15 protein-coding genes are annotated in these 22,660 nt (G+C 51.0%); 3 read left to right on the top strand and 12 right to left on the bottom strand.

Annotated features, from left to right (window positions below; all coding sequences use genetic code 11):
- Positions 1-8: 8 nt before the first annotated feature.
- The 3 genes from BP71_RS29255 to BP71_RS29245 form a co-directional block, all read right to left on the bottom strand.
- Positions 9-2,282 carry a sulfatase-like hydrolase/transferase gene (locus BP71_RS29255; protein WP_496385149.1) on the bottom strand — a complete coding sequence of 758 codons (2,274 nt, stop codon included), beginning with the start codon at positions 2,280-2,282 and terminating at the stop codon, positions 9-11.
- A gap of 22 nt (positions 2,283-2,304) precedes the next feature.
- Complete coding sequence (locus BP71_RS29250) at positions 2,305-4,590, bottom strand: arylsulfatase (RefSeq protein WP_496385148.1); 2,286 nt, start codon at positions 4,588-4,590, stop codon at positions 2,305-2,307.
- 601 nt (positions 4,591-5,191) lie between these two features.
- Positions 5,192-6,418 carry a sialidase family protein gene (locus BP71_RS29245; protein WP_496385147.1) on the bottom strand — a complete coding sequence of 409 codons (1,227 nt, stop codon included), beginning with the start codon at positions 6,416-6,418 and terminating at the stop codon, positions 5,192-5,194.
- Between the two features lie 312 nt (positions 6,419-6,730).
- Here BP71_RS29245 and BP71_RS29240 point away from each other — a divergent pair, with 312 nt between their 5' ends.
- Entirely contained in the window at positions 6,731-8,164 is a 1,434-nt protein-coding gene (locus BP71_RS29240; RefSeq protein WP_496385146.1) for a sulfatase, read from the top strand.
- A 104-nt stretch (positions 8,165-8,268) separates the two neighbouring features.
- A complete protein-coding gene (locus BP71_RS29235; protein ID WP_496385145.1) occupies positions 8,269-9,666 on the top strand; it encodes a sulfatase family protein in 1,398 nt (465 codons plus the stop codon).
- A 32-nt stretch (positions 9,667-9,698) separates the two neighbouring features.
- On the opposite strand, the gene BP71_RS29230 is transcribed toward BP71_RS29235, so the two are convergent.
- Positions 9,699-11,468, bottom strand: coding sequence for a sulfatase-like hydrolase/transferase (locus BP71_RS29230; RefSeq protein ID WP_496385144.1), 1,770 nt, complete (start codon positions 11,466-11,468; stop codon positions 9,699-9,701).
- A 289-nt stretch (positions 11,469-11,757) separates the two neighbouring features.
- On the opposite strand from BP71_RS29230, the gene BP71_RS29225 reads away from it, so the two are divergent.
- The gene (locus tag BP71_RS29225) at positions 11,758-12,606 is read left to right on the top strand and encodes a transglutaminase family protein (RefSeq protein WP_496385143.1); all 849 of its coding nucleotides are present in this window, start codon (positions 11,758-11,760) and stop codon (positions 12,604-12,606) included.
- Between the two features lie 159 nt (positions 12,607-12,765).
- Here BP71_RS29225 and BP71_RS29220 read toward each other — a convergent pair whose 3' ends face one another.
- The 8 genes from BP71_RS29220 to nuoL all read right to left on the bottom strand — a co-directional run bounded on the left by BP71_RS29220 (position 12,766) and on the right by nuoL (position 22,655).
- On the bottom strand, positions 12,766-12,945 hold the full coding sequence (locus BP71_RS29220) for a hypothetical protein (protein ID WP_496385142.1): 180 nt from the start codon (positions 12,943-12,945) through the stop codon (positions 12,766-12,768).
- Positions 12,946-12,993: 48 nt separating this feature from the next.
- On the bottom strand, positions 12,994-13,464 hold the full coding sequence (locus tag BP71_RS29215; RefSeq protein WP_496385141.1) for a hypothetical protein: 471 nt from the start codon (positions 13,462-13,464) through the stop codon (positions 12,994-12,996).
- 452 nt (positions 13,465-13,916) lie between these two features.
- Positions 13,917-14,477, bottom strand: a complete 561-nt coding sequence (locus tag BP71_RS29210) for a helix-turn-helix domain-containing protein (RefSeq protein ID WP_496385140.1) — start codon at positions 14,475-14,477, stop codon at positions 13,917-13,919.
- A 271-nt stretch (positions 14,478-14,748) separates the two neighbouring features.
- Entirely contained in the window at positions 14,749-17,016 is a 2,268-nt protein-coding gene (locus BP71_RS29205; protein ID WP_496385139.1) for a CRTAC1 family protein, read from the bottom strand.
- A 110-nt stretch (positions 17,017-17,126) separates the two neighbouring features.
- Entirely contained in the window at positions 17,127-17,687 is a 561-nt protein-coding gene (locus BP71_RS29200; protein ID WP_496385138.1) for a hypothetical protein, read from the bottom strand.
- Between the two features lie 138 nt (positions 17,688-17,825).
- A complete protein-coding gene (locus BP71_RS29195) occupies positions 17,826-19,262 on the bottom strand; it encodes an NADH-quinone oxidoreductase subunit N (protein WP_496385137.1) in 1,437 nt (478 codons plus the stop codon).
- A complete protein-coding gene (locus BP71_RS29190) occupies positions 19,252-20,769 on the bottom strand; it encodes a complex I subunit 4 family protein (RefSeq protein ID WP_496385136.1) in 1,518 nt (505 codons plus the stop codon). Before BP71_RS29190 ends, BP71_RS29195 begins: the two co-directional genes overlap by 11 nt.
- Positions 20,766-22,655 (bottom strand): NADH-quinone oxidoreductase subunit L, encoded by a 1,890-nt coding sequence (nuoL, locus tag BP71_RS29185; RefSeq protein ID WP_496385135.1) that lies wholly within the window; start codon positions 22,653-22,655, stop codon positions 20,766-20,768. The genes BP71_RS29190 and nuoL overlap by 4 nt, the downstream gene beginning before the upstream one ends.
- Between the last annotated feature and the right edge of the window lie 5 nt (positions 22,656-22,660).

Below are 22,660 nucleotides of genomic sequence, written 5' to 3'. Positions count from 1 at the left end.
TCATTGCTTTAAAAATCAATCACAACGCTTCTCAAATTTCCCGCAAAGGGATATGGTGCCTTGTAGGTATCCGAAACCGCTGTGTTATCGTCTCTTCCGACAGACAATCCATCCCAGGCGTCTTTGAACGTCGCATCCGCGAACTGCTTCTCGCCCACCTTTTTATTGTTGATGTAAATGGATGCCGTTCCGTTTTTAGCCGTTTTGTCGGCCTGAAAAACCAGTTTCACCGTCGATTTGCCGGTTGGCAGGCTTTCACTACCCGAATTCAGGTTTTCGATGCCGGTGTCGAAGTTGTGGGCGACCTGCAATTTACTGTCCTGTATAAACAAACTCAATCCGCCGAATTGCCCGCCGATGGCAAAAATAACTCCTTCCTGTTTCGCATCGGTAAGTTCCACGTCCGCGGAAATGGTAAAGGAACGGTTGTTGAAAACGGGCGCTTCGGTGAGATGCGAAAGTCCGTTGTAAAGTACGATGTGCTTCCTGCCATCGAAAAAGTCCGGTTCCTTTTCGTTCTCATTCCCGGCCCCGTTCCTGAGCGGAAAGACGTTGTACCTGGTTGCTTCTGCATCAAACACCGCTTTTAATTCGGCCAGTTTGCCCGGATTCTGCTGCGCGAGGTCGTTGCTTTCATTGAAATCCTCATCGATTTTGAACAACTCCCAGCTATCGCTATCGAATGAGCCTCCCCTTTTATGAAATGCCCCTGCCTTCCAGCCATCTTTATAAATGGAACGCGTTCCGCCGATTTCGTAATACTGCACATGATGCTGATGGGGCGCATCCCGCTTACTGATGGAGCCGGCAAAGCTGGTACCTTCCAATGCGTCCTGTTTGATACCGTTGAGGGTCGATACGGTTTTTAGCCCGGCCAATTCAAGCGTGGTCGGTAAAATGTCGATCACGTGCGTATACTGGCTTCGGATGCCACCTTTGTCCTTGATTTGTTTTGGCCAAAAAACAATCAGCGGATTATGTGTACCTCCTTCGCCATTGGCTTCGGCCTTGAAATAACGAAAAGGTGTATTCGTAGCCTGCGCCCAACCGATCGGGTAAAGTACGTTGGATCTGGGCGTTCCGATGAGATCGATATTGTCCAGGTCCCTCCTGAATTCGTCGGATTGACCGGCCTTTGCACCCGCACCAAAATTGCTCCGTCCGTGTACACCTCCGGCCCGCGTCGACCCATTGTCTCCTATAGACAAGAATATCAGGGTGTTATCCAACTGATTAATGCTTTTCAGATATTGAACCAAGCGGCCGATCTCGTGATCAAGGTGTGCCAGATAGCCCGCGTATACTTCGATATGACGGATGTAAAGGCGTTTTTCATCAGCGGATAAGCTCTCCCACTTCCTCACATCTGCATTCCCGGGCGCAAGCTTTACGTAGGAAGGCACCACCCCCAGTTTCTTTTGGCGGGCCAACACCTCCTCGCGGTACCAATCCCAGCCTTTGTCGAACTTGCCTTTGAATCGATCGCTCCACGACTTGTCCACCTGGTGCGGCGAGTGCGTGGCTGCCGGTCCGTAGTACAGGAAGAAAGGTTTTTCCGGGGCGACTGACTTCTGGTTGGCAATGTAGTTGATCGCCCGATCGGTCATCAGCTCGGACAATAGTCTTTTATCGTCATAATCCTTCTCGACCTTGTTGGTTCCCTCCCATAGTATCGGTCGGTACTGGTCGGTAGCGCCTCCCAGAAATCCAAAGTACTTCTCGAAACCTCTGCCCACGGGCCAGCGGGTAAAAGGTCCTGCCTGTGTCTGGTCCCGTTTGGGCGTCAAATGCCATTTGCCTACGGCGAAAGTACTGTATCCCTGTTCACGGAGGGTTTCGCTGACAAATCCTTTTTCAAAAGGAATCACGCGGTCGTAGCCGGGCGTAGCTGCGCCTGCATTGCTTCCTACATGCGCCGAATGATGGTTTCGGCCGGTGAGCAAAGCCGTGCGGGTAGGTGAACAAACACCGGTCGTATGAAAATTGGTATATCGCAGTCCGTTATGGGCCAGACTGTCGATGTTGGGCGTCGGGATCAACCCTCCAAAAGCGGACGACGCGCCATATCCGATGTCATCGATCAGAATGTAAATGACATTGGGAGCGTCTTTCGGGGCAAAAACCTGATGCTCCGTGAAAGATGTCTGTGTTTCAGCGATCGTCTTCCCGATTTTCCCCTGCCAGGTTTTTTGGGGAGTATACTGGGCATGGGCCTGCTGCACATTCAGAACACCGGCGACAACGGTTGCCGCGAGGAAGTTTAATCCGAGTTTAGTTTTCATGGGAACTACTGTTTCCGGTGGGTTATATTTTTTCAATTACAATATCTCTGAGCCGGCCGGTGAAGTTGAAAGGTGCTTTGTAGGCAGGCGTCACCGTAGTGCCAACATCACGGCCGACCTCCAATCCCTCATAGCCACTGGCGGCATTGGCGATTTTGCCCAGATTCAGCGTTCCGGCCTTTTCGTTGTTGATGTACAACGTTACCGCCTTGTCCTTTTTATCACTACTATTCACCACCTCCGCTCTCAGGGTAATATTCCCTGCGGGTACCGCCTTTTCCGAGGCGAGTTCGAGTACTTTTCCCTCTGCGTTGTAGGCGAAAACAAGCTTGTTGTTTTTTACATAAAGACTTAATCCGGACAAAGTATTCCCATAGGACAACAAAACCCCCTCGGCGCCTTTGGCAGGTATCACGGCCCGGGCAGTGATCGTATAGGACGAGTTCGCGAAACGGAAAGCCGAGCTGCTGGTGTAATGCGTTTCAGGGTACAAAGTCACCTTCTTTTTGCCGTCATAAATACTCTGACTGGCTGTTTCCCATTTATCCTTCAATGGATAGACATTGTATTTCCACGCCTCCTGGTCGAACACCTCCGCGAGTTCTTTCACTTTTTCGGGATGCTTGTCCGCCAGGTCGTTCAATTCATTGAAATCCTCTTTGAGATTATACAAATGCCACTTTTCCTCGCTCTGCGGAATGCGCTTGGAGCGGTCGCGCGGGAAAGAGGCTTTCCAGCCGTCCTTGTAGATGGCGTAAGAACCTGTCATTTCATGATACTGCACGTTGTGGCGTTCGGCCACATTATGATCCTGCGCATCGATCGAATAGGCCAGGCTTATCCCTTCAACCGGCTGTTGCGCATATCCGTTGATGACAGCCGGTACCTTCGCACCCGCCAGTTCGAGCGTTGTAGGCAGAATGTCGCTTACATAGGAATACAGGTGACGGATGCCGCCTTTTTCCCTGATTTTATTCGGATAAAAAAGGATCAGCGGATCGTGCGTTCCTCCTTCGAAATTGCCGTAGCTTTTGTAAAAACGAAACGGTGTGTTGGTGGCGGCTGCCCAGCCATCCGGATAAAGTACGGATGAGTTTTCTGTCCCGAGCAGATCGAGGTTTTTGACATACCTGGCCACTGTTTGTGCCTCGGTTTCATCGGGCTTGTTGGCTAAAAAACGGCCGATCTCCCGCCCTGCACCTTCTGCCCCGTTGTCCCCGACCAGCACCACGACCAGTGTGTTGTCCAGCTGCCCGATTTCTTCGATGTGATCGATGATCCGTCCGATCTCATGGTCGGTATGCGAAACAAAACCGGCGTAGACTTCGATGTACCGTTCAAAAAGTTTCTTCTCGTTCGCCGAAAGCGCATTCCAGTCTTTCACACCGGGATTCTTCGGGGGCAGTTTGATATTCGCCGGAACTACACCCAGTGCCTTTTGATTCTTCAACACGATCTCCCGGTACTGGTCCCAGCCGATGCTGAACTTACCCTTGTACTTGTCGATCCATTCCTTGCCCACCTGCAACGGAGCGTGAACCGCCCCGGGAGCAAAATACAGGAAGAAAGGCTTGTCTGGCGCCGCTGCTTTCTGGCCGGAGATATAGTGAATGGCCTCATTCGCAAGCAGTTCGGTAACGTGTCGCCCTTGCGGGTCTTCTGGTTCACGTTGCGTGTCACGGTACAGGGTCGGGTGCCATTGATCGGTGGCCGCGACTTCCGGCGAGAATCCGAAATAATGGTCGAATCCCCGGCCGGTAGGCCAGCGATTAAATGGCCCTGCCTGGGTGGCGTCCGCGGGATGCGTGAGATGGTATTTGCCCAGTGCAAACGTATTATACCCATTTTCCCTCAGAATTTCGGCTATCGTAGCCTTTTCAAATGGAAGGTAACCATCATAGCCGGGCGTATTATAGGAGTTGCTGGCAAAGAAGCCAAAATGCACCGAATGCTGGTTCCGCCCTGTCAACAGCGCCGCTCTGGTGGGCGCGCAAAAGGCCGTCGTATGGAAGTTGGTATACCGTAAGCCCTGCTTGGCCAGGCGATCAATGTTAGGTGTTTCTATCAATCCTCCGAATGCAGATATCGCCCCGTAACCAATGTCGTCGATCTGGATCCAGACAATGTTGGGAGCGCCTGCCGGTGCCTTGGGGTTGTTATTGGGGGCTGATTCGGTAGTGGCTTCAATGGCCTTTCCTATCTTTCCCTGAAAAGCGGGCGTCGGACTATGCTGCGCTAATGCAGTGCCCGTCAGTAAAACTGCTAAATACAAAAATGCACTTTTCCCTGTGGTGATAATTCGATTCATATAGACAGTTGTTGGTTGAAATACCGGAATAAAACTTGATCCCCTGCTACGCATTCGGGCATGCGAACACGAGGGACGCCCTGTCGTTATGCCGTGTCGCTTTGCGCGCGGAGCCATGGACCGGCCGGACAGGTGTAACGATAAAATATATACGTAACTATTCCCGACAAATAATGCCCGGGCTCACAGCTTTGGAAATAATATGGTCATCCGGCGACGCCCCAACGGCCAGGGCACAAGCCTTTCCGGGTGTATCAACCGAACAGAATCCGGGGATGAAGAGCGCCTTAACAACTACAACAACGTCGCCGAGGCGTAAAGAGAAGAACATCGAGACCGCCCCTGGAAGGCGACTTTGCGTGGAGTAGCGTAATCAAATTCATGTAAGAATGGTATTTGGATTATACTCAGCCTCGGGTGGTTCGGTGCTATTTGAATTTATCTATTAAACTTATAGACAAAGTAAGCTAATAAGTTTTGTATTCCCAAACGATCGGAAACAACTTTGCGCATTGGAATTAATCGCCCGGAATGAGCGATAGTTTAATCCTATCGGGTCCTGGGATCAAAATCTGTATCACATTCGTAACCACACCAGCGACTACTTCCTGAGTAGCCCATCTGCATTCACCTTCTGAAAATAGACCTGTTCTTTATCCTCTGCTGTCTTGCTGCCGGAATACGCGATAATCAGATCGCCGTTAATCAATTTGATCACGGGAAAAGATGCAAAACCTGTTTCGGATGCCAAATAGGCTGTTTTGCGCTTTTCTCCCGTCGACGACCGGATTTCAAGTCCTATCATGCTTCCGTTTTCGGTTCTTTCGTCCCAGACGATAGCCTGGTTGCCTTCTTTCAAACGCTGGATTTGCGGATGTTTGCCAGCGGTGCTGTTGCCTACCGCATTCTTTCCGGAGAATGTCTTCCCATTGTCTTTGGAGGAAGCATAGAAAACCCCTTTTCCCGTACCCATTGTGTACCATACGAACGACAGTCCGGCATTAGTCTGCGCAATGGCCGGGCCGGTGTGCGGGCATCCGTTGATCATCCAGTTGTCGGGACTGATGCGAACGGGCGATGAAAAACTTTTTCCTTTATCTACCGAAACAATGTGCACCATGTCCCTGATCGAATCGTTCAGGATCTTCCGGTAAGCTACATGCAGATCGCCTTTACTGTCGGCGAACAGGTCGGTGCGGCAGCATTGGCAGACGGTTTCGTCAATGGCCTTTTCTCCTTCGAAAGTATTACTCTTGCCGAACCTGGCGAAATAAAGCGACGAGCCTTCCTGCTTTGTGCCTTTCCGGCTATCGAGCCACACGACACCTATGCTTCCGTCGGCAAGGATTTCCAGGTCGAAATAGCGCTGGTCGATGCTGTTCTTATCGGGGCTCAGTGGAGCCGGCTTGGTCCAGGTTTTGCCTCCGTCCGCCGACGAACTGTAAAAAATGAGTCCGGAATATGGGTTCTGCGGGCCGGGATTCGCGGCGCCCCAGGCGGCCAGGATCCTGCCATCCGGCGCAATGACCACCTTGGGCAGGTTTTCTCCATGAGGCTTTACATTACCACTGCCCGGCACCGTCACAGTTTTAGTGAATCCATTTCCACGAGACACCTTATAACATAACATGGCCTCGGAATCGGAGACCGTGCGCACCCAGCTGAAAACTACCATTGTATCGCCGCTTTCGAACAGGTGGGGACAAGCGCCACTAAATGAACTATCCGCCGTACTTTCCTGGCCTGCAACCACATTTTCGGGGGATTTCCTTCGGGCGAAACACGACACCAAAAGAAGCAGCGACATACTATAAATAAAACTTTTCATCCGGTTTTAGTTGAGTTTTTGTACGCATTCCGACATGAATGCTCGGCAGCTGCCCCGGGCCGCAGATGTTCGCAAATGTACCCCAGACAATAATAGCGTAGCTTTCATACGCAATATTCATGCAATTTCTTCAAACTTCAATGGTTTTAGGTGATAACCGGCCTTTGCATCAAAACAGGAAGGCCCTTGTGCTACCCGGCCTGTGTCGGATTTGTGCAGAGCCGGATGGAAACTAATAGTCTTTAACCGATAGGTTTTATAGATTATTTTCCCATATTGGGTTTATCGTCAATGTTACACGAGCACCTCCTTATGAAAATCAAAGCTTTGTTTCTCTTCACCCTGGGTTGCGGTTGGCTGTCAGCCGATCCTGCCATAGCACAAACCCGTATTAAACCGAATGTGCTTTTTATCATGGTGGATGATCTGCGGCCCGCATTGGGCTGCTATGGCGACAAGTTCGCCCACACGCCCAATATCGATGCGCTTGCCAAAACCGGCATACTTTTCCGCCGCGCATATTGCCAGCAGGCTGTGTGCGCTCCCTCCCGTACGTCCATTCTCACCGGCCTCAGGCCTGACGCAACGCAGATATGGGGCCTGAAAAAGCCTTTCCGTGAAACATCGCCCAATGTGGTAACGATGCCACAGCATTTCAGGAACAATGGGTATGTAACAGCTCAGATCGGCAAGATTTTCCATGATCCGGCTACGCATCAGGACAGTGCTTCGTGGTCGGGACCCGTTTTATATAATGTGACCGGCAACAAAAAAGGCCACAAGTACTTGCTGAACGAAAATCTCACAGCCGGTAAGGGCGCGTCTACCGAGCGGCAGGTTGTGGAAGATAGTGCCTACATCGATGGTAAAGTAGCCGAGGCATCCATTCAGGTATTACGACAGATTGCAAAGCAGCCGTTTTTCCTGGCAGTAGGTTTCCGGCGACCGCATTTGCCATTTACCGCTCCCGACCAATACTGGCGGCTTTTCGACAAAACCCATTTCCCGATCCCGCGCAATGCCCGTCCTGCCCATGCGCCCGACATAGCGTTCCACAACTCGCAGGAGCTGCGCGGCTACCGGGACATTCCACAGGAAGAATCCATATCGGAACAGCTCGCGCAGCATTTGTGGCAAGGGTATTATGCGGCTGTGAGCTATACCGACGCCCAGATCGGCAAAGTGCTGGCAGAGCTCGACCGGTTGAAGCTCCGGCAGAATACCATTGTAGTACTCCTGGCCGACCACGGCTATCATCTCGGCGAGCAGGATCAATGGGCTAAATCGACCAATTTTGAAAATGCGGTACGTGTACCGCTGATTATCTCCGCTCCCGGCCTGGGGATATCGGCCAGCTCCCAGGCGATCGTAGAGCTGCTCGACCTCTACCCGACGCTATCCGAGCTTTGCGGACTGCCGCCCCGACCGGAATTGCAGGGCAAAAGTCTTTCAAAATTGCTTAAAAATCCCACTGCACCCTATAAAGGCGTTGCATTGAGCCAATTTATCCGCCCATATTCGGCTTTGCAGAATGAAAGTACAATCCATACCATGGGCTACACGATCCGCACGGACCGCTACCGCTATACGGAGTGGTACCCTTTCAAAACGGATTCGGTCATCGCCCGGGAATTATATGACCATCGCATCGATTCAGAGGAATCCCGAAACACCGTGGTACAGGCACCAGGGCCATTACTCGATTCGCTGCATGAACAATTGAGAGCGCTGCGCGTCCGGCAGTAGCGGGATAGCAGCTATGTTGCTATTTTTGATATTGATAAACCAATAACTGAATTCAGAATATGCGGCACCATTGCATTTTCGCGATACTATTCCTGGCTTTTGCCATGAGAACATTTGCCCAGCAGCCGGTTAACATCATTTTCATCATAGGAGACGATATCAGTTGGGACGATATCGGTGCATACGGCAATACCAAAGTCAAGACACCCAACCTGGATCGACTGGCTAAGGAAGGTTTGAAGTTCACCAATATGTTCCTCACTGCCAGCTCCTGCAGTCCCAGCCGCGCCAGTATCCTCACAGGCCGCTATCCGCATAACACCGGCGCCGCAGAACTGCATTCGCCGTTACCCGCCCATTTGAAATTTTTCCCTGAACTGCTTCGGCAAAAAGGATACTTCACAGCACTGGCAGGCAAATGGCACGAGGGACCCGCCACGAAACGTGCGTATGATACTTTATTGGTAAATCAGACGCTGAATGGAGAAGGAGGTGAAGAACAGTGGGTAAATCTGCTGAAATCCCGTCCGAAGCAGAAGCCATTCTTTCTCTGGCTCTCCCCCTACGACGCACACAGGCCCTGGTCAAAAACGACCAGCGGCCCACAACACGATCCCGACCGTGATATACAAGTGCCCCCAACCCTGATCGATGACCGCGAGACGCGGCAGGACCTGGTATCCTATTACAATGAAATTGCCCGCCTCGACCATTATGTTGGGCTGCTTGAAAAAGAACTGGCCGCCCAGGGATTGTCGCAACACACACTCCTCATTTTTACCGCGGACAATGGACGCCCCTTTCCGGGTAGCAAGACGAGGCTTACCGACGCGGGCATTAAAACACCTTTCCTCGTCAAATGGCCCGCCGGCATCAGACCGGGTCAAACATCGCAAGGCCTGGTAAGCGCCATCGATATCGCCCCAACTCTGCTGGAACTGGCTGGTGTTCAAACCGGCGAGACCTTTCAGGGACGCAGCTTTGCCAAATTATTCAAAAATCCAGGCCAGGAATTTCGAAAGTATGTTTTCGCCGAACATAACTGGCACGACTATGAAGCCTACGAACGGGCTGTACGCACAAAAGACTTTTTATATATCACCAATAAAAGAACGCACTTCGACAACGGCGGCCCCATCGACGCCAATCAGAGCCCCGCCGCCAAGGCATTGAAAGCCGCCCGGCAAAATGGTAAACTTACCCCTTTGCAAAACGACGCGTTCAGAGTGCCCCGACCAGCGGAAGAGTTTTTCGATAATTTCAAAAACCCGCTGCAAGCCTTGAACCTCGTAGGGAATCAGGCATACGCCAGTCAGATCCAATCCCTAAAAAAGGTCCTGAACCAGTGGACCCGGGAAACTGGTGACACCGTCCCGAAGGAGCTTACACCCGACTGGTACGACCGTGCGACAGGCGCACCATTACCAGCGAAGGACAAACGGGGCGAGATGCCGGGAGCCGCGAAACACGCCGACCGCATCCATGCAAAGGGCCCATTTTAACGGGGTACATTCAGGCGTGCCGCGTGATCAGCCTATTTCACCAATACCAGTTCCACGGCACGTATGTCGGCAAATTGCGTTCCCTTGATATTCGTGGCGCACAATGTCAGCGCTCCCCGGCCCTTTTGCAGTTGAATATACCCCACTTCCAGGGTTTTAAACTCCTTTTCGTAGGATTCGGCCTGCCGTTTAACCCGGTCGGGACTGGCAATGAGCGGAGGATCAAATGCATCCAAGATCTTTCCGGAAATATGGCTCTCGTTGAACGCGATGGAAAAAGCATCACCCGGCCGTGGACTGGTATACCGGATGCTCACGCGGTATCTCCCGGTTGTATTGACATCCACATTCCAGCTCACATATGAATCGGTGTCGTTCCAGTTAGCGATCCACGAGGAGTTCGGCGCAGCGGCACTGAATGAAAGCGTCCCCCTCGCAGACTTGTGAAGAATTACGTCCTGCGCGGGCAGGATCGTGGTCGGGAATTGGGCATAACCTACCGGCAACCAGCGAACGGAGTCGATGTTTTTGTACACTTCGTTATACCAGTTGTCAAATGCATGGCGGAGGCTGTCTACCAGGGCCGGATGTTGTGCAGCAATGTTATTTTGCTGTGTTGAATCTTTGGAAAGATCGTATAAATCATCCCCCTGATACAGATAATGCCCTTTTCTAACACTGTTATTTTTATTAATGGACAAAAATAAGGTCCGTTCCTGCACACCAGCTGCTTTTCCCGTCAATACGGGTTTCAGGCTGAGCCCGTCCAGAGGTTTGGTCCCTTTTACCGATATACCCGTCAGGTCGGCAAGCGTAGGCAGCAGGTCTATGTAAGCGGCGTTACCTTCCACCACTTTTCCGGCGGGAATCGCGCCTGGCCAGCGGATCAGGAATGGTACCCGTACACCGCCTTCGCCATTGACACCCTTTCGTCCCTTCATTCCGCCATTCCACCGCCGGGAGTTGGGGCCGTTATCGCTGAGGTAGATCACGATCGTATTCCGGGCCAGTTGAAGGTCGTCCAGCTTTTTCAGGATCCGTCCCACGTTGTCATCCATGTTTTCGGTCATTGCCAATGCAGAAATGGTCACTTCCTCATCCTCTCCTTTTTTATGATGGCCGATCTGCCTGATACCTCTTGCCTTCACACGGTTATAGTATGCATCGGGCACCTGGAAAGGAGAATGCGGCGTATTATACGGGATGTAGCAGAGGAAAGGTTTGTCTTTATTCTTTTCGATAAATCCGATCGCCTGGCTCGTCAGATCGTCGGCGATATAGCCTTTACTTTTCACCGGTTGCCCGTTGTGATCGACAGTGGTGTTGAAATAATTGGCATAATGCCCGCTAAGCATGCCGTAAAACTCATCAAAGCCGCGGCCATTCGGGTGATAAGGGTATTGACTTCCATTATGCCATTTTCCAAAACACCCGGTGGCATAATCCGCCCTTTTGAACAGGTCGGCCAGCGTCACCTCGTCCAGGTTCATAAATTCCCGCGAATTGGAAACACCCCACACGCCGGTGCGGTAGTGGTACCGCCCTGTAAGCAGGCCTGCACGCGTGGGCGCACAAAGCGGCGATACATAAAAACGCGAAAAACGCGCTCCTTCCCGCCCGATCTTGTCGATATTCGGTGTCCGGACGTTGTTATTCCCGTTCAGGCTCAAATCACCCCAGCCCTGATCGTCCGCGAGTATGAGCACGACATTGGGGCGGGACTGCGCGCACGAAAAGTAGCCCATAAACGAAAGGCAGATAAACAGCCATGTCCGGGCGGCCGGAATGTTCAGATTCAGCATAAATTACTTCTTGTAGCCGGTTTAGCGGTGAAAACGGTGCTTTAAAGCGTGACCGCTATTCTCCCCGCCGTCTTCAAAGAAAATCAAAAATTAAATTAATCCATAGACCTTATAGGTAATATAATCTGACCGTGTATAAATGGATAGATATACATTATAAAGGCATTAAACCGAAGGAATTATGTAACTTCAATGGGTACTGCCGGTTCAACAAGCGTATTTTGAAATGGGTACACCTGCCCTACAATACCCATCGTTCCAATTTTCTTCTCCGGATTCAAAGATCTTTATGTCGGCATTGATAAAACTTCACCACAAAACTGTTTACAGCTACGACCGCAGCGTCTTCCTTTCCACACATCTGTTCAGGCTCAGGCCAGCCGCCCATTCACCCGCTCAGATTGAACATTACAGCCTGGTTGTTGAACCCGCAACCCATGTGATGTACTGGCAGCAGGATGTATTTGGTAATTTCATCGCACGCGTCGATTTTGACGGACCTATGCACGGTATGAGCGTGGAGGTGAATTTAACCGCAACCCTGAACACCTATGACCCGTTCAATGTCCGCATTGACGACTACGCGCAGACATTTCCGTTCAGTTACCTGCCCAATGTTCTGAAAGACCTTCATTCCTATCTCGAAATCGTGGACCAGGGCCCCGGAGTCGCCGCATTCGCAGCGATGGTCAATAGTCCGGGTCAGGACATTCTCGGGTTTCTTGTCAGGCTCAACAACACCGTTTACCAACAAATCAGGTATCTTCAAAGAATGCAGGAAGGAGTCCATACTTCCGAGCAGACCCTGGAATATGGTACCGGCTCGTGCAGGGATTCGGCGTGGCTACTGGTTCAGGTAATGCGCCATCTGGGACTGGCCAGTCGATTCGTATCCGGTTACCTGGTACAAATAGCAAACAATACCGGGCCAGCGTCCGTGGATTTGCATGCCTGGGCTGAGGTGTTTATCCCGGGGGCAGGCTGGATTGGCCTCGACACCACTTCCGGACTGTTTACGAGTGAGGGGCATATTCCGCTTGCCGCCACACCCCGCCCGACAGACGCAGCCCCGGTCACCGGTACAACCAGCCCCTGTATATCGTCCCTTCATTATGAAAATACAGTTATTGTAGGCTGATATACGCAAATGCAGTATTACCCCGATCTGATCCGGGATAATACTGCATTTAATTTCTCCGGCTACGGACAGGCAATGTAAAAACAGGTAAGACAGCTTGTCTCTTTGACGAACCACTTACCATGATCGATATCGAAGTGACACCGGACCAGTTGAAAGCTATACTTCCGGAGAGATTTCCTTTTCGAAGTACGCATACTCCGTTTCTGTTCCGTCGGTGGATCTGCAATAATAGATCCTGTCATAGTAACGTCTGATGATCAGCCGTTGATTCGGATTGATTTTGGCATATACCCGCTGACCATCAATGTACTTACTATCTAAACTGGGCGCTTTCATGTCTTTGAATTTAAAAGTCGGGTGAAATTGGCTTCAATTTCACAGGCATTACCTGTTATGCGGTACCGGAAGCTTGGCGGGTTGCATTGCAGCAAGTTTTTTCTCGTCGTCTTCGATACTGGCTTTCAGTGAACTAATGTCCTTTTCAAGTTTTTCAAAATTGTAATTGGCCTTTCTTGCTTTCTTGGCATCGGCCTGAGCTGAGCCGGCGCTGTTATTCGCTCTCCTGGCTAACTTGCGGTCCTGAGACTGCTCGCCGAGCTTGTTGGCCGCCTCCTTATTGGCATTAGCTGATTTTTGCGCATTGTCAGATGTTTCCGAAACAGCCACTGCCTTTCCCTCCCGTTGGTTTTCAAGTTTCGCCAGCTCCATTTTGTTGTCATTCAGCCTTTTACCGATTTCCAACATCTGCCTCTGCTCCTTTAAAACTGTAAGGGAATCCTTCGTAACCACCTGGGCGGTTAATGTCACCGAGATTACCAGTAAGCTCAGTAATGCTGCTATACGGTTAATTTTCATGATAGTGCCTTTAAATACAACTTGCATTATAAACTCAACCCTCATCGGTCTGTATAGCAAGGCATTAATAGTTGCCCTCTGTCCCACATCCTTCTGATGATACGGGGGCCGTGTTCCGCCCCGAACAGAATTCCGAGAACCATGCACATAAATGCTCCCAATACGGACCCAAGCAATACTTTTTCAGTTTTCATAAAACTTTAATTTATCAATTTTGAAAATTTGTCTCTTCGTATTTACCTGTTTGACATTCCAGACCTGCAAAGGTCGTCACGGAAAGCGCCTGCTTTGTTACATAAGCAACTCTAAAAGTTACATTCTTCACTGATTCCCGACTCAGCCAACAGGGTGTGGCAATGATCCAATATCCTCTTTCCTGTCCGTTCAATCAACGGGGTCAATAGCAAGCACCTAATGTTTTGACAACCGATCAAAGTGACAAAACCGCCACCTCATATGTTTTCCAGATTGCTATACCGTTTTTGTCTGAGCTTCTTGTAAAATGACGGGGGCAGGCCAGTGACCTTTTTAAACTGATTAGACAAATGCGCGACGCTGCTGTAGTGCATTTTATAAGATATTTCTGTGAGATTAAGGTCCTCATAGAGCAGCAGTTCTTTTACCCTTTCAATTTTGTGATTGATGATAAACTGCTGGATGTTTATCCCTTTCACTTCTGAAAAAATATTGGAGAGATAGGTGTAGTCGTACCCCAGCTTTTCAGCGATGTAATCGGAGTAGTTCGTTTTGGGCATGTCGTCCTGGTAGTGAATCATTTCCACGATGACATTTTTGATTTTTTCAATCAGAATACTTCTCTTATCATCAAGTAGCTCCAATCCGGAATGGAGCAGGTTCTTTTTGAGTACCCGGCGCTGGTCGGCCGTTATATTTTCGAGAATCTCAACGCTGCCTAAATCCACTACTGCATAGTGTAAACCCAGCTTTTTCAATTCTTCTTCCACCATCATTTTGCATCGCAAGCTGACCATGTATTTGATATACAACATCATAAAAAGTATAGTCCGTTTTATATCGACAACCGACGCCAAAAACCGCGGGACTACAATATAGCGGATTGCACGAGACTTACAGCATGAAATCGACCGGTTTATTACATGTTTCCCCGCCAAAATCACAGGCCCGTCATGTTCGGGGCGCTGCCTGACCTACGGCGGCTGCGACATTGCCGGATTAAGAATCGTCACCGATTGGTTGTACTGCCAGGAACTCCGGCGAAGCATTTGAACAGCATCTGCCCCGCCGGGTTCCTGTCGGTAATGGTTAAATGCTCGCTTTGGCCACCGGCAGGCAAACAGGCATCTCATGGTTGTGACCTTGCCTGAAGGTCAGCTTTTTAATCAGCAGCTTCTCGGGTTCGGCGGCTCCTTCCCGAATCCTGATAAACTGATTGACAGCAATGTGCCGCAACTTTTGCACCTTCCCGCTGCCATTCCACCGGATCTCGATTTCGTCGATCATCCGGGCTTGTCCCAGACCAATCTCCCGCTTGAACGGCGCTGACCCAAAGCTTCCGCCCGAAGTGACATTCCGGTAAACGCTTCTGGTCTTGCCGTTTTCAGTGAAAGTGACCTTGATCCCCGAACCGACGGCCGCTTTGTTTGCCGTTACGCCTTCCAGGTCAATGGATATCCAGTTATTTTCGTTTTGTCCCGGGTTCATAAAAAACGAGTTCTGGTATGCATCGCCAATGTAGGCGCCCCCCATTTCGATGTAAATGTCCTGATCACCGTCATTGTCCATATCGGCAAAAGCTACACCGTGCCCCTTCTGCAAGCTGCCCACCTGGGCCGAAGTGGTCACGTCCGCAAAGCCCTTACCTTCAATATTTCTGAACATTTTATTCGGTATCAACGATTTATAGCTCGGATTACCCGTCCCGATGAATATGTCGAGATAACCATCATTGTCGATATCTCCGAAGTTGCCTCCCATGGCAAAACCCGTTTTATCCAATCCCATGGCTTTGGTGACGTTGCTGAATGTACCGTCATGGTTGTTATGATAAAGCACAGGTTGGCCATGAAATTCGGGAGAATTCCCCAGTCGCTCGGCAGCTGCGTAATAGCTCAGGTTATAGTCCATCGTGTAGTCTCCGCAAAGGATGTCCTGCCAGCCGTCGTTGTCATAATCCCAAAACCAGGTCGCAAAACTGCGGTTCTGATCTATATCCAGCGTTGCCCTCTGGGTCATGTCTTCGAAACTGATGCCACGGCCATTATTACCACTTCCTACCCCTTTGTTCCGCAGTAAAAAACGGCGTCCGCTTAATGTGGAAATGAACAGGTCGTTCCAGCCGTCGTTGTCATAGTCGGCTGAATTGACACCCTTTACAAATGCGGCGATATCGGAATTTGTTTGCTTCGCAACTTCGGTGAAGGTCCCGTTTTTATTGTTCAGGTACAGCTCGCAGGGATGGTAGTTCGCGCCGATCGTCGTTTCGTTTCCGATGAATACATCCAGCCACCCGTCGTTGTTGAAGTCGTTCCAGGTAGCTGTCTGGGTCGGGTGCATCGACAGCAAGCCGCTATCGATGGTCACGTCGGTGAACGTGCCGTCCCCGTTGTTCCGGAGCAACGAATTCGGCTGCTCGCCATACGGACCGCTTAACCAGGCGCCGCGTAGTACGAAAATGTCCTTGTTACCATCGTTGTTGTAATCGGTTTGCATCATATGCAACCCACCCGTGAACTTGCTCAAACGCGACTGTTCCGACCTGTCCGTAAATGTTCCGTCACCATTGTTTTTGAAATAATGCATCGGTTCGCTGAGATCCCAGCCCGACATGGCCAGATCCAGAAACCCGTCGTTATCGAAATCCTCGGAGATCACACCGCCGGCCATATTCTTTACGTCCAGTTTCAAATCGGGCGCAATGTCCAGGAAGGGCTTTACGGCATTGGGATCCGGGGCGTCCATGGCGGGGATCAGCATTGTCTTAGGCACGCGTGAAGGATACTGACCCAGGGTCATATACGCAATATTCAGCAGCCACAATGCCTCAAAATCGTCTGCCTTTTCGGACAGCATTCTCTTATAAATGTCAACTGCGCCCCTGGAACCCTTGGTATTCTGATGGACGCCGCCATTTTTGATCGGCAGGATACACGCATCCACGGAATGGTTGTTGATACAGTTGATCTGCTCACCAAAGCGCAGGTAAGCTACCGCCATGTCATCACTCACTTTGCGTAATACCCCTGGCAAGGCCACGAAAGGCCCCGGGTTGCGTTCCAGGTTTTTCAGGATACCGATCGCATCGTCGGGCTTACCGAGCTGTAACAACACGTTGGCCTTGAAATGCTTGATCCTGAACCGCTGTGCCACTTCGTTTTCCGGTATTGCTTTCAGCAGTGAATCGAGGTACAGCAGCTGTGCGTCCGGGCAAAAGTTGTTCTGGTAGTTGAAAGCTCTTTGCTTCGACTCCTGCAACAAACTCAGCATTTTATCCTCCGATGTCGGCTTCGTGCACAGGCTTATTGCCATCGCACTCAAAAGCACGACAATAAACAGTAAAAGTTTTTGCTTCATTTTCTTAGCGTTACTCTGATTTTTTGAACAAAACAGCATGTACACGCAGCATCCCCTATCTGCCGGTAGGAGCAGAAAGGAGTGTCATGTACAGGAATATTTCCAAAAAATCACCTCGGAGGTGGAGAGGCAATGTATAGAAACAATGAAGGAAAAGTCAACAAAATGCTTTTGAAGCTGGTCTGCTTCTCGATCCAGTCGATCACAAAAAAACAGTGCTTTCTATTGAAGGTCAGGTAATCTTTTAAAAAGTTTTTGAGCAATTGCGGGGTCTTGCCCTTGCCATCCGCGACACCACCTTTTACGTGCTTGTCCACGTGCGACACCAGGTCGAGGTACCGGTCCTTCGCGGTTATATCGAGCTTGCATTTCACGTACAGCGTGTCATTCCGGAGTTGCTGTTCGATGATCTGATAAAAATCATCCCCTTTTCGCAAGCGCCCTTCTGCCGGCTCGGCGACCTGCCAGTCGGTTTGGTAAGGGATCATGATGGGAATCTTAAGGATCAACAAATCCCCGGCCGATACCGGTGCTGGTGAAATATCCCCGCTTTCTCCCATTGCCCAATACTCTCCTACCCAATACACAAGCGGGAAGCCCATGATATTGTAGAGGAGTAATCCGCACAGGAGTATGGAGAAAACCTTTTTCAACCGGTTCGTTTTACTCAAATGTAGGGTTTTAAAAACATTAAGTCATATATATTCTACTAATATTTCCACTCAGCAGTAGCCGTTATATGCAGAATGCCAAAGCAGTGGCGGCAGTTTTTCTGCCAGGAAGCGGCGCCCCTGGCCGGATGACAATACCTATTCTAATTGAAGCCTCCGAACGACGCCGATCACACCATCGGGATATACACCGAGCCAGATCAGCGCGAAAGTGAGGACGGACAGGACAACCATGCTGATGCCCAGAAAAACAGGGTATTTCGCACGGGGCTCGCGCACATCGCCTCGGGTTCCGGAGAACATGCTCGTGATAACCCGGAGGTAATAGTACAGTCCGACGACGCTGCTGAGTACGAGCACAACGGCCAGTAACCAGAAACCCTGCCCGATACCCGTAGTCAATACGTAAAATTTGCCGGTAAAACCCGCTGTGAGTGGTATGCCTGCCAGCGAGAACATCGCTACGCTCAATATAGCGGCCAGTGCGGGATGCTTCCAGAACAATCCCTGGTAACGACTAAGCTCCTCAGCGTCCGACTCAGCACGCGAAAGGATCGTAACCACTCCGAACGCGGCAAAAGTGGTGGTAAAATAGGTGAGCAGATAGAAGCTGACCGCCTGCGGCACCACATAGCTTCCCGGTATAAACGCCACAAGTAAGTAGCCCAGGTGCGCAATGGACGAATAAGCGAGCAGCCGCTTAATATTTGTTTGCCTCAGTGCCAGCAGGTTACCTACAACCATCGAGGCAATGGCGATGGTGATCAGGACTACCTGCAGTTGTTCGGAGCGAAAGCCGTCGATGGCCACAAAAAAACGCAGCAGTGCCGCCACCACTCCGCCCTTCGAGGCGGTGGCGATAAATGCGGTAACCGGTACAGGGGCACCCTGATACACATCGGCAGTCCACATGTGAAAAGGTACCACGGCGAGTTTGAAACCCAATCCGACAAGCATCAGCCCCAATCCGGTGATCAGTAACGGCGGGGCGCTTTGTATCGCCAGCACGTCTGCCATCCCTGCAAACGACATGGTACCCGTCTGCAAATAGACCAGGGCCATTCCAAACAACAGGAATGCGGATGAAAACGCGGCCAGAACCAGATATTTGATCCCGGCCTCTATGCTGTGATTCCTTTTCCGCAGGTAGGCAATAAGCGCATACAGTCCCACCGTCAGGATCTCCAGACCCAGGAAAACCGAGACAAAATGATCGCTCACTGCCAGCACGCACGCGCCCAGCGTACACAGGAACAGCAGTACATAATACTCCCTGGGCCCTTCCTCTTTTTCCTGAAAATAGATGTAGGAGAATACATTGACCACCAACCCAGAAAATATGATCAGTCCGATCATGAAAGCGCCGAAACTATCCACTATAAACAGCGGGGCTATCCGGTAGGGAAACATACCACGAATATTGACCAGCGAAGCAAACGCTACCAAAAATAGCAATAAGCTCACGATCTGGATCACGCGGTGGCTCAACCGCGCCACGATCAGCAACATCACCAAAACCGATGCGCCGGCCAGCACCAATAGCGGCATCAGCGCGTAAAAATCATTATTTGACATAAGACTGGTCGTGTGAGGTCTCATTTTGAATATGCATTAAGCGGACGAGTTCCGTAATGGCAGGCCTGGCGGTATCGATCACTGGTTGCGGAAACAAACCCAGCCAAACCACGGAAACCGTGAGCGAGGCCATGATCAACATCTCCCGAAAAGAAAGATCGGGGACAGCTTCCGTTGCTTCGCGGCGACCCAGAAAAATTTTCGCCACAATGCGCAGGGAGTAGACAGCCGAGAATATCAATCCGGACGCAGCAACTACGGTGATCCAGGGTTGTGCCTGAAAAACACCCAGCAGGATCAGAAATTCGGCGACGAAGTTTCCTAACCCGGGCAATCCAAGTGACGCCATCGCAAACACCAGCCCAATGGCACCCATCCGGGGCATCGAACTCCAGAGTCCGCCCATCTGTTCGATATCGCGGGTATGCAGCCGTTCCTTAATCATACCGGCCATTAAAAACAGTGCTCCGGTGCTCAGGGCATGGGTGACAAGCTGCATCACGACGCCTTGCAGCGCAAGTTCATTCAATGCAAAAATCCCGGTGATTACAAAACCCATATGGCTGACGCTCGTAAATGCAACCAGCCTTTTCAGATCGGTTTGCGAATAGGCCATCACGGCACCGTAAATAATCCCGGCCACACCCAACACCATAGCCGGAACGGCCGCCTCTTGGACCACCTCCGGAAACAATGGTACTACAAACCGGAGCATACCATACGCGCCGGTCTTCAAAAGCAGTCCGGCCAGGATCAGGCTTCCGGCAGTGGGTGCTTCGCCGTGCGCGTCGGGCAACCAGGTGTGGAATGGGAACACGGGCAGTTTGACGGCAAAGGCAATCATAAAACCCGACATCAGCCAGACAGCGGCTTTGAAAGGAATAACAGTATTGACCAGCTCAAAATACCCGAACGTGTACACCCCTGTGTTGCGCCCGTGAATAAAATACAGACCCAGTATCGCCAGGAACATCAGCAGGCCGCTTGCCTGTGTAAAAATAAAGAACTTATATGCCGCATAAACCCTGTTTTCACTTCCCCATATCCCGATCAGAAAGTACATGGGAATGAGCATCACCTCCCAGAAAAAATAGAACAGGAATAAGTCCATTGCCATAAAAACCCCGGCCACACCGGCCAGAATCCAGAGCAGATTGAAATAGTAAAAACCGGTCCTCTGCCGGATTTCCTCCCAGGAACACAGCACAGCCAGAATACCCAGAAAAAATGTCAGCGCTAATAAAAGCAAACTCAGGCCATCCACAGCCAGGTGAAAGGTAATGCCAAAGGTAGGGATCCACTCTTTCCGAAACTGCATCAGCCATTGCTCTCCGGTGACAGAAAAGCCGGGACGGGAAGGATCAGCCCACAAAAACAGGACCATAAACAGGCCGGTAGCACAGGCCGTCAATGCGATCCAGCGGGGAACGTTCCTATTCCATTCCCCGGCTAGGACTGCCAGCACAGCGCCAGCCATTAAAACCGTGATCATCAGGACCAGTATCATAACATTATCTGAATACCCAGTATGAGAATTGCACCAATCACCAGACCCATGATGTACCACCGGAGCGAACCGGATTGCGTTCGTGAAAGCAGCTGGTACATTTCCCCGGTCATGGAACCTATGCCGGTATAAAGCTTATCCGTAATATCCGCTTTGTTGATCCTGGCCATAAAAATGAATGGCCTTACCAGTATACGGTCGTATAGTGCATCGAAGCCCCAGCCCGAGAACCAGAACCGGTATAGTTTGACCAGCAAACCATTTTGCCGGAGACTTTCGATCCGCGCTGGTTGCCGGTAATAGTAAAAGTATCCGAGCATGATGCCCCCCAACGTCGCCAATGCAGCCAAAAGCTGAAACAGCCATTCCGAACCGGCATTGTCCCGCAACACCGTTTCAGGCATTGCAGGATGTAGCAGATCTGAAAAGAGGGTGAGATGCCCGAAATTATGTGGTAGCTCCACAAAGCCGGCAAAAACCGAAAATAAGGCGAGTATTACCAACGGAATGGTCATGCGTTTGCCCGGGTGGTGCCCGACCGGCGTATGCGGTTCACCCCAGAATGTCAGGATCATCATGCGGGTGGTATAGGCAGCGGTGATCAGTGCACCTGATAAGGCCACGGCCCAAAGTATTGGGCTGCCTCCATCCGCCGCCCAGGTATACCAAAGGATCTGATCCTTACTGTAAAACCCTCCGCTGATCAGCGGCACAGCGGCAAGTGATATGGCACCCGCCAGAAACGTCCAGAAAACAACCGGCATTTTATCTTTCAGTCCGCCCATTCGGAACATATTATGCTCATGATGAAGCGCTTCTATAATCACCCCTGCGGCCAGGAAGAGCAATGCCTTAAAAAATGCATGGATCATAAAGTGGAACACGGCTGCCGTCCAGGCACCAACGCCGAGCGCGAGGAACATGTACCCGATCTGGCTGATCGTCGAATAAGCCAGTACCCGCTTAATGTCGTATTGGGTAAGCGCCGTCAACCCGGCGAGCAACAGGGTCGCCGCTCCGATGATCGCCACCACCAGGAGGGCCGTCTCGGAAAGGGCAAAAACCGCATGCATACGAGCAACCAGATACACCCCCGCGGTTACCATTGTGGCTGCGTGGATGAGTGCGCTCACGGGGGAAGGCCCCGCCATCGCATCCGGCAGCCAGGTTTGCAACGGAAGCTGGGCCGATTTGCCGATGCCGCCCGCCAAAAGCAGCAGCGCGATCACGGTGACGACGGTGCTGTTCTGCTGCCAGGTCTCCGCCGCCCCTGTTGCAATATCCGAAATGACAAGAGTACCCGACTGCTGAAAGATCATAAAAAGCCCGATAGCCATGGCCATATCCCCTATCCGGGTCACCGTAAAGGCCTTTCGGGCCGCATTGCCATTAGTGGGTTGTTCATACCAAAAGCCGATCAGCAGGTAACTACACAACCCCACACCTTCCCAACCCAGGTACATCAGCAAAAGATTGTCTGCCAGCACCAGCACGAGCATGGAAAAGACAAACAGGTTCATACTCGCAAAAAAGCGGGCATAATCCCTGTCCTCTTCCATAAAAGCAGTTGAGTAGATATGAATCAGCGCCCCTATGAATGTGATTACAAAGACGAAAACCAGTGAAAGGGCGTCAAGCGTCAGGGTAATCTTCGCGTTGAAGCCATCTACCTCGAACCAAGTCCATAAAGTTTGTGAATATGCGCCGCTCACGGGCATGTTGGACAGCAATGCGGCGCTCACGACAAATGCGGCCAGCGCGGAAAGGCAGATACTGCCTGCTCCCACAAGGGCTACCCATTTCCGTGGCAGGTAACCTCCCGCGAATGCGAGGATCAGGAATCCGCCAAGCGGAAGGGCGGGTATGAGCCATAGATACTTGTCCATGTGCT

The sequence above is a fragment of the Dyadobacter ginsengisoli DSM 21015 genome, from assembly GCF_059568735.1.
Note: the sequence above shows the minus strand (reverse complement) of the source record. Positions and strands in the feature narration are given on the sequence as shown.

Coding starts and splice junctions, on each gene's coding strand:
- BP71_RS29225 (WP_496385143.1), top strand. CDS start 11,758: ATGTCGGCATTGATAAAACTTCACCACAAAACTGTTTACAGCTACGAC.
- BP71_RS29195 (WP_496385137.1), bottom strand. CDS start 19,262: ATGTCAAATAATGATTTTTACGCGCTGATGCCGCTATTGGTGCTGGCC.
- BP71_RS29255 (WP_496385149.1), bottom strand. CDS start 2,282: ATGAAAACTAAACTCGGATTAAACTTCCTCGCGGCAACCGTTGTCGCC.
- BP71_RS29245 (WP_496385147.1), bottom strand. CDS start 6,418: ATGAAAAGTTTTATTTATAGTATGTCGCTGCTTCTTTTGGTGTCGTGT.
- BP71_RS29230 (WP_496385144.1), bottom strand. CDS start 11,468: ATGCTGAATCTGAACATTCCGGCCGCCCGGACATGGCTGTTTATCTGC.
- BP71_RS29215 (WP_496385141.1), bottom strand. CDS start 13,464: ATGAAAATTAACCGTATAGCAGCATTACTGAGCTTACTGGTAATCTCG.
- BP71_RS29205 (WP_496385139.1), bottom strand. CDS start 17,016: ATGAAGCAAAAACTTTTACTGTTTATTGTCGTGCTTTTGAGTGCGATG.
- BP71_RS29220 (WP_496385142.1), bottom strand. CDS start 12,945: ATGAAAGCGCCCAGTTTAGATAGTAAGTACATTGATGGTCAGCGGGTA.
- nuoL (WP_496385135.1), bottom strand. CDS start 22,655: ATGGACAAGTATCTATGGCTCATACCCGCCCTTCCGCTTGGCGGATTC.
- BP71_RS29240 (WP_496385146.1), top strand. CDS start 6,731: ATGAAAATCAAAGCTTTGTTTCTCTTCACCCTGGGTTGCGGTTGGCTG.
- BP71_RS29235 (WP_496385145.1), top strand. CDS start 8,269: ATGAGAACATTTGCCCAGCAGCCGGTTAACATCATTTTCATCATAGGA.
- BP71_RS29190 (WP_496385136.1), bottom strand. CDS start 20,769: ATGATACTGGTCCTGATGATCACGGTTTTAATGGCTGGCGCTGTGCTG.
- BP71_RS29210 (WP_496385140.1), bottom strand. CDS start 14,477: ATGATGTTGTATATCAAATACATGGTCAGCTTGCGATGCAAAATGATG.
- BP71_RS29250 (WP_496385148.1), bottom strand. CDS start 4,590: ATGAATCGAATTATCACCACAGGGAAAAGTGCATTTTTGTATTTAGCA.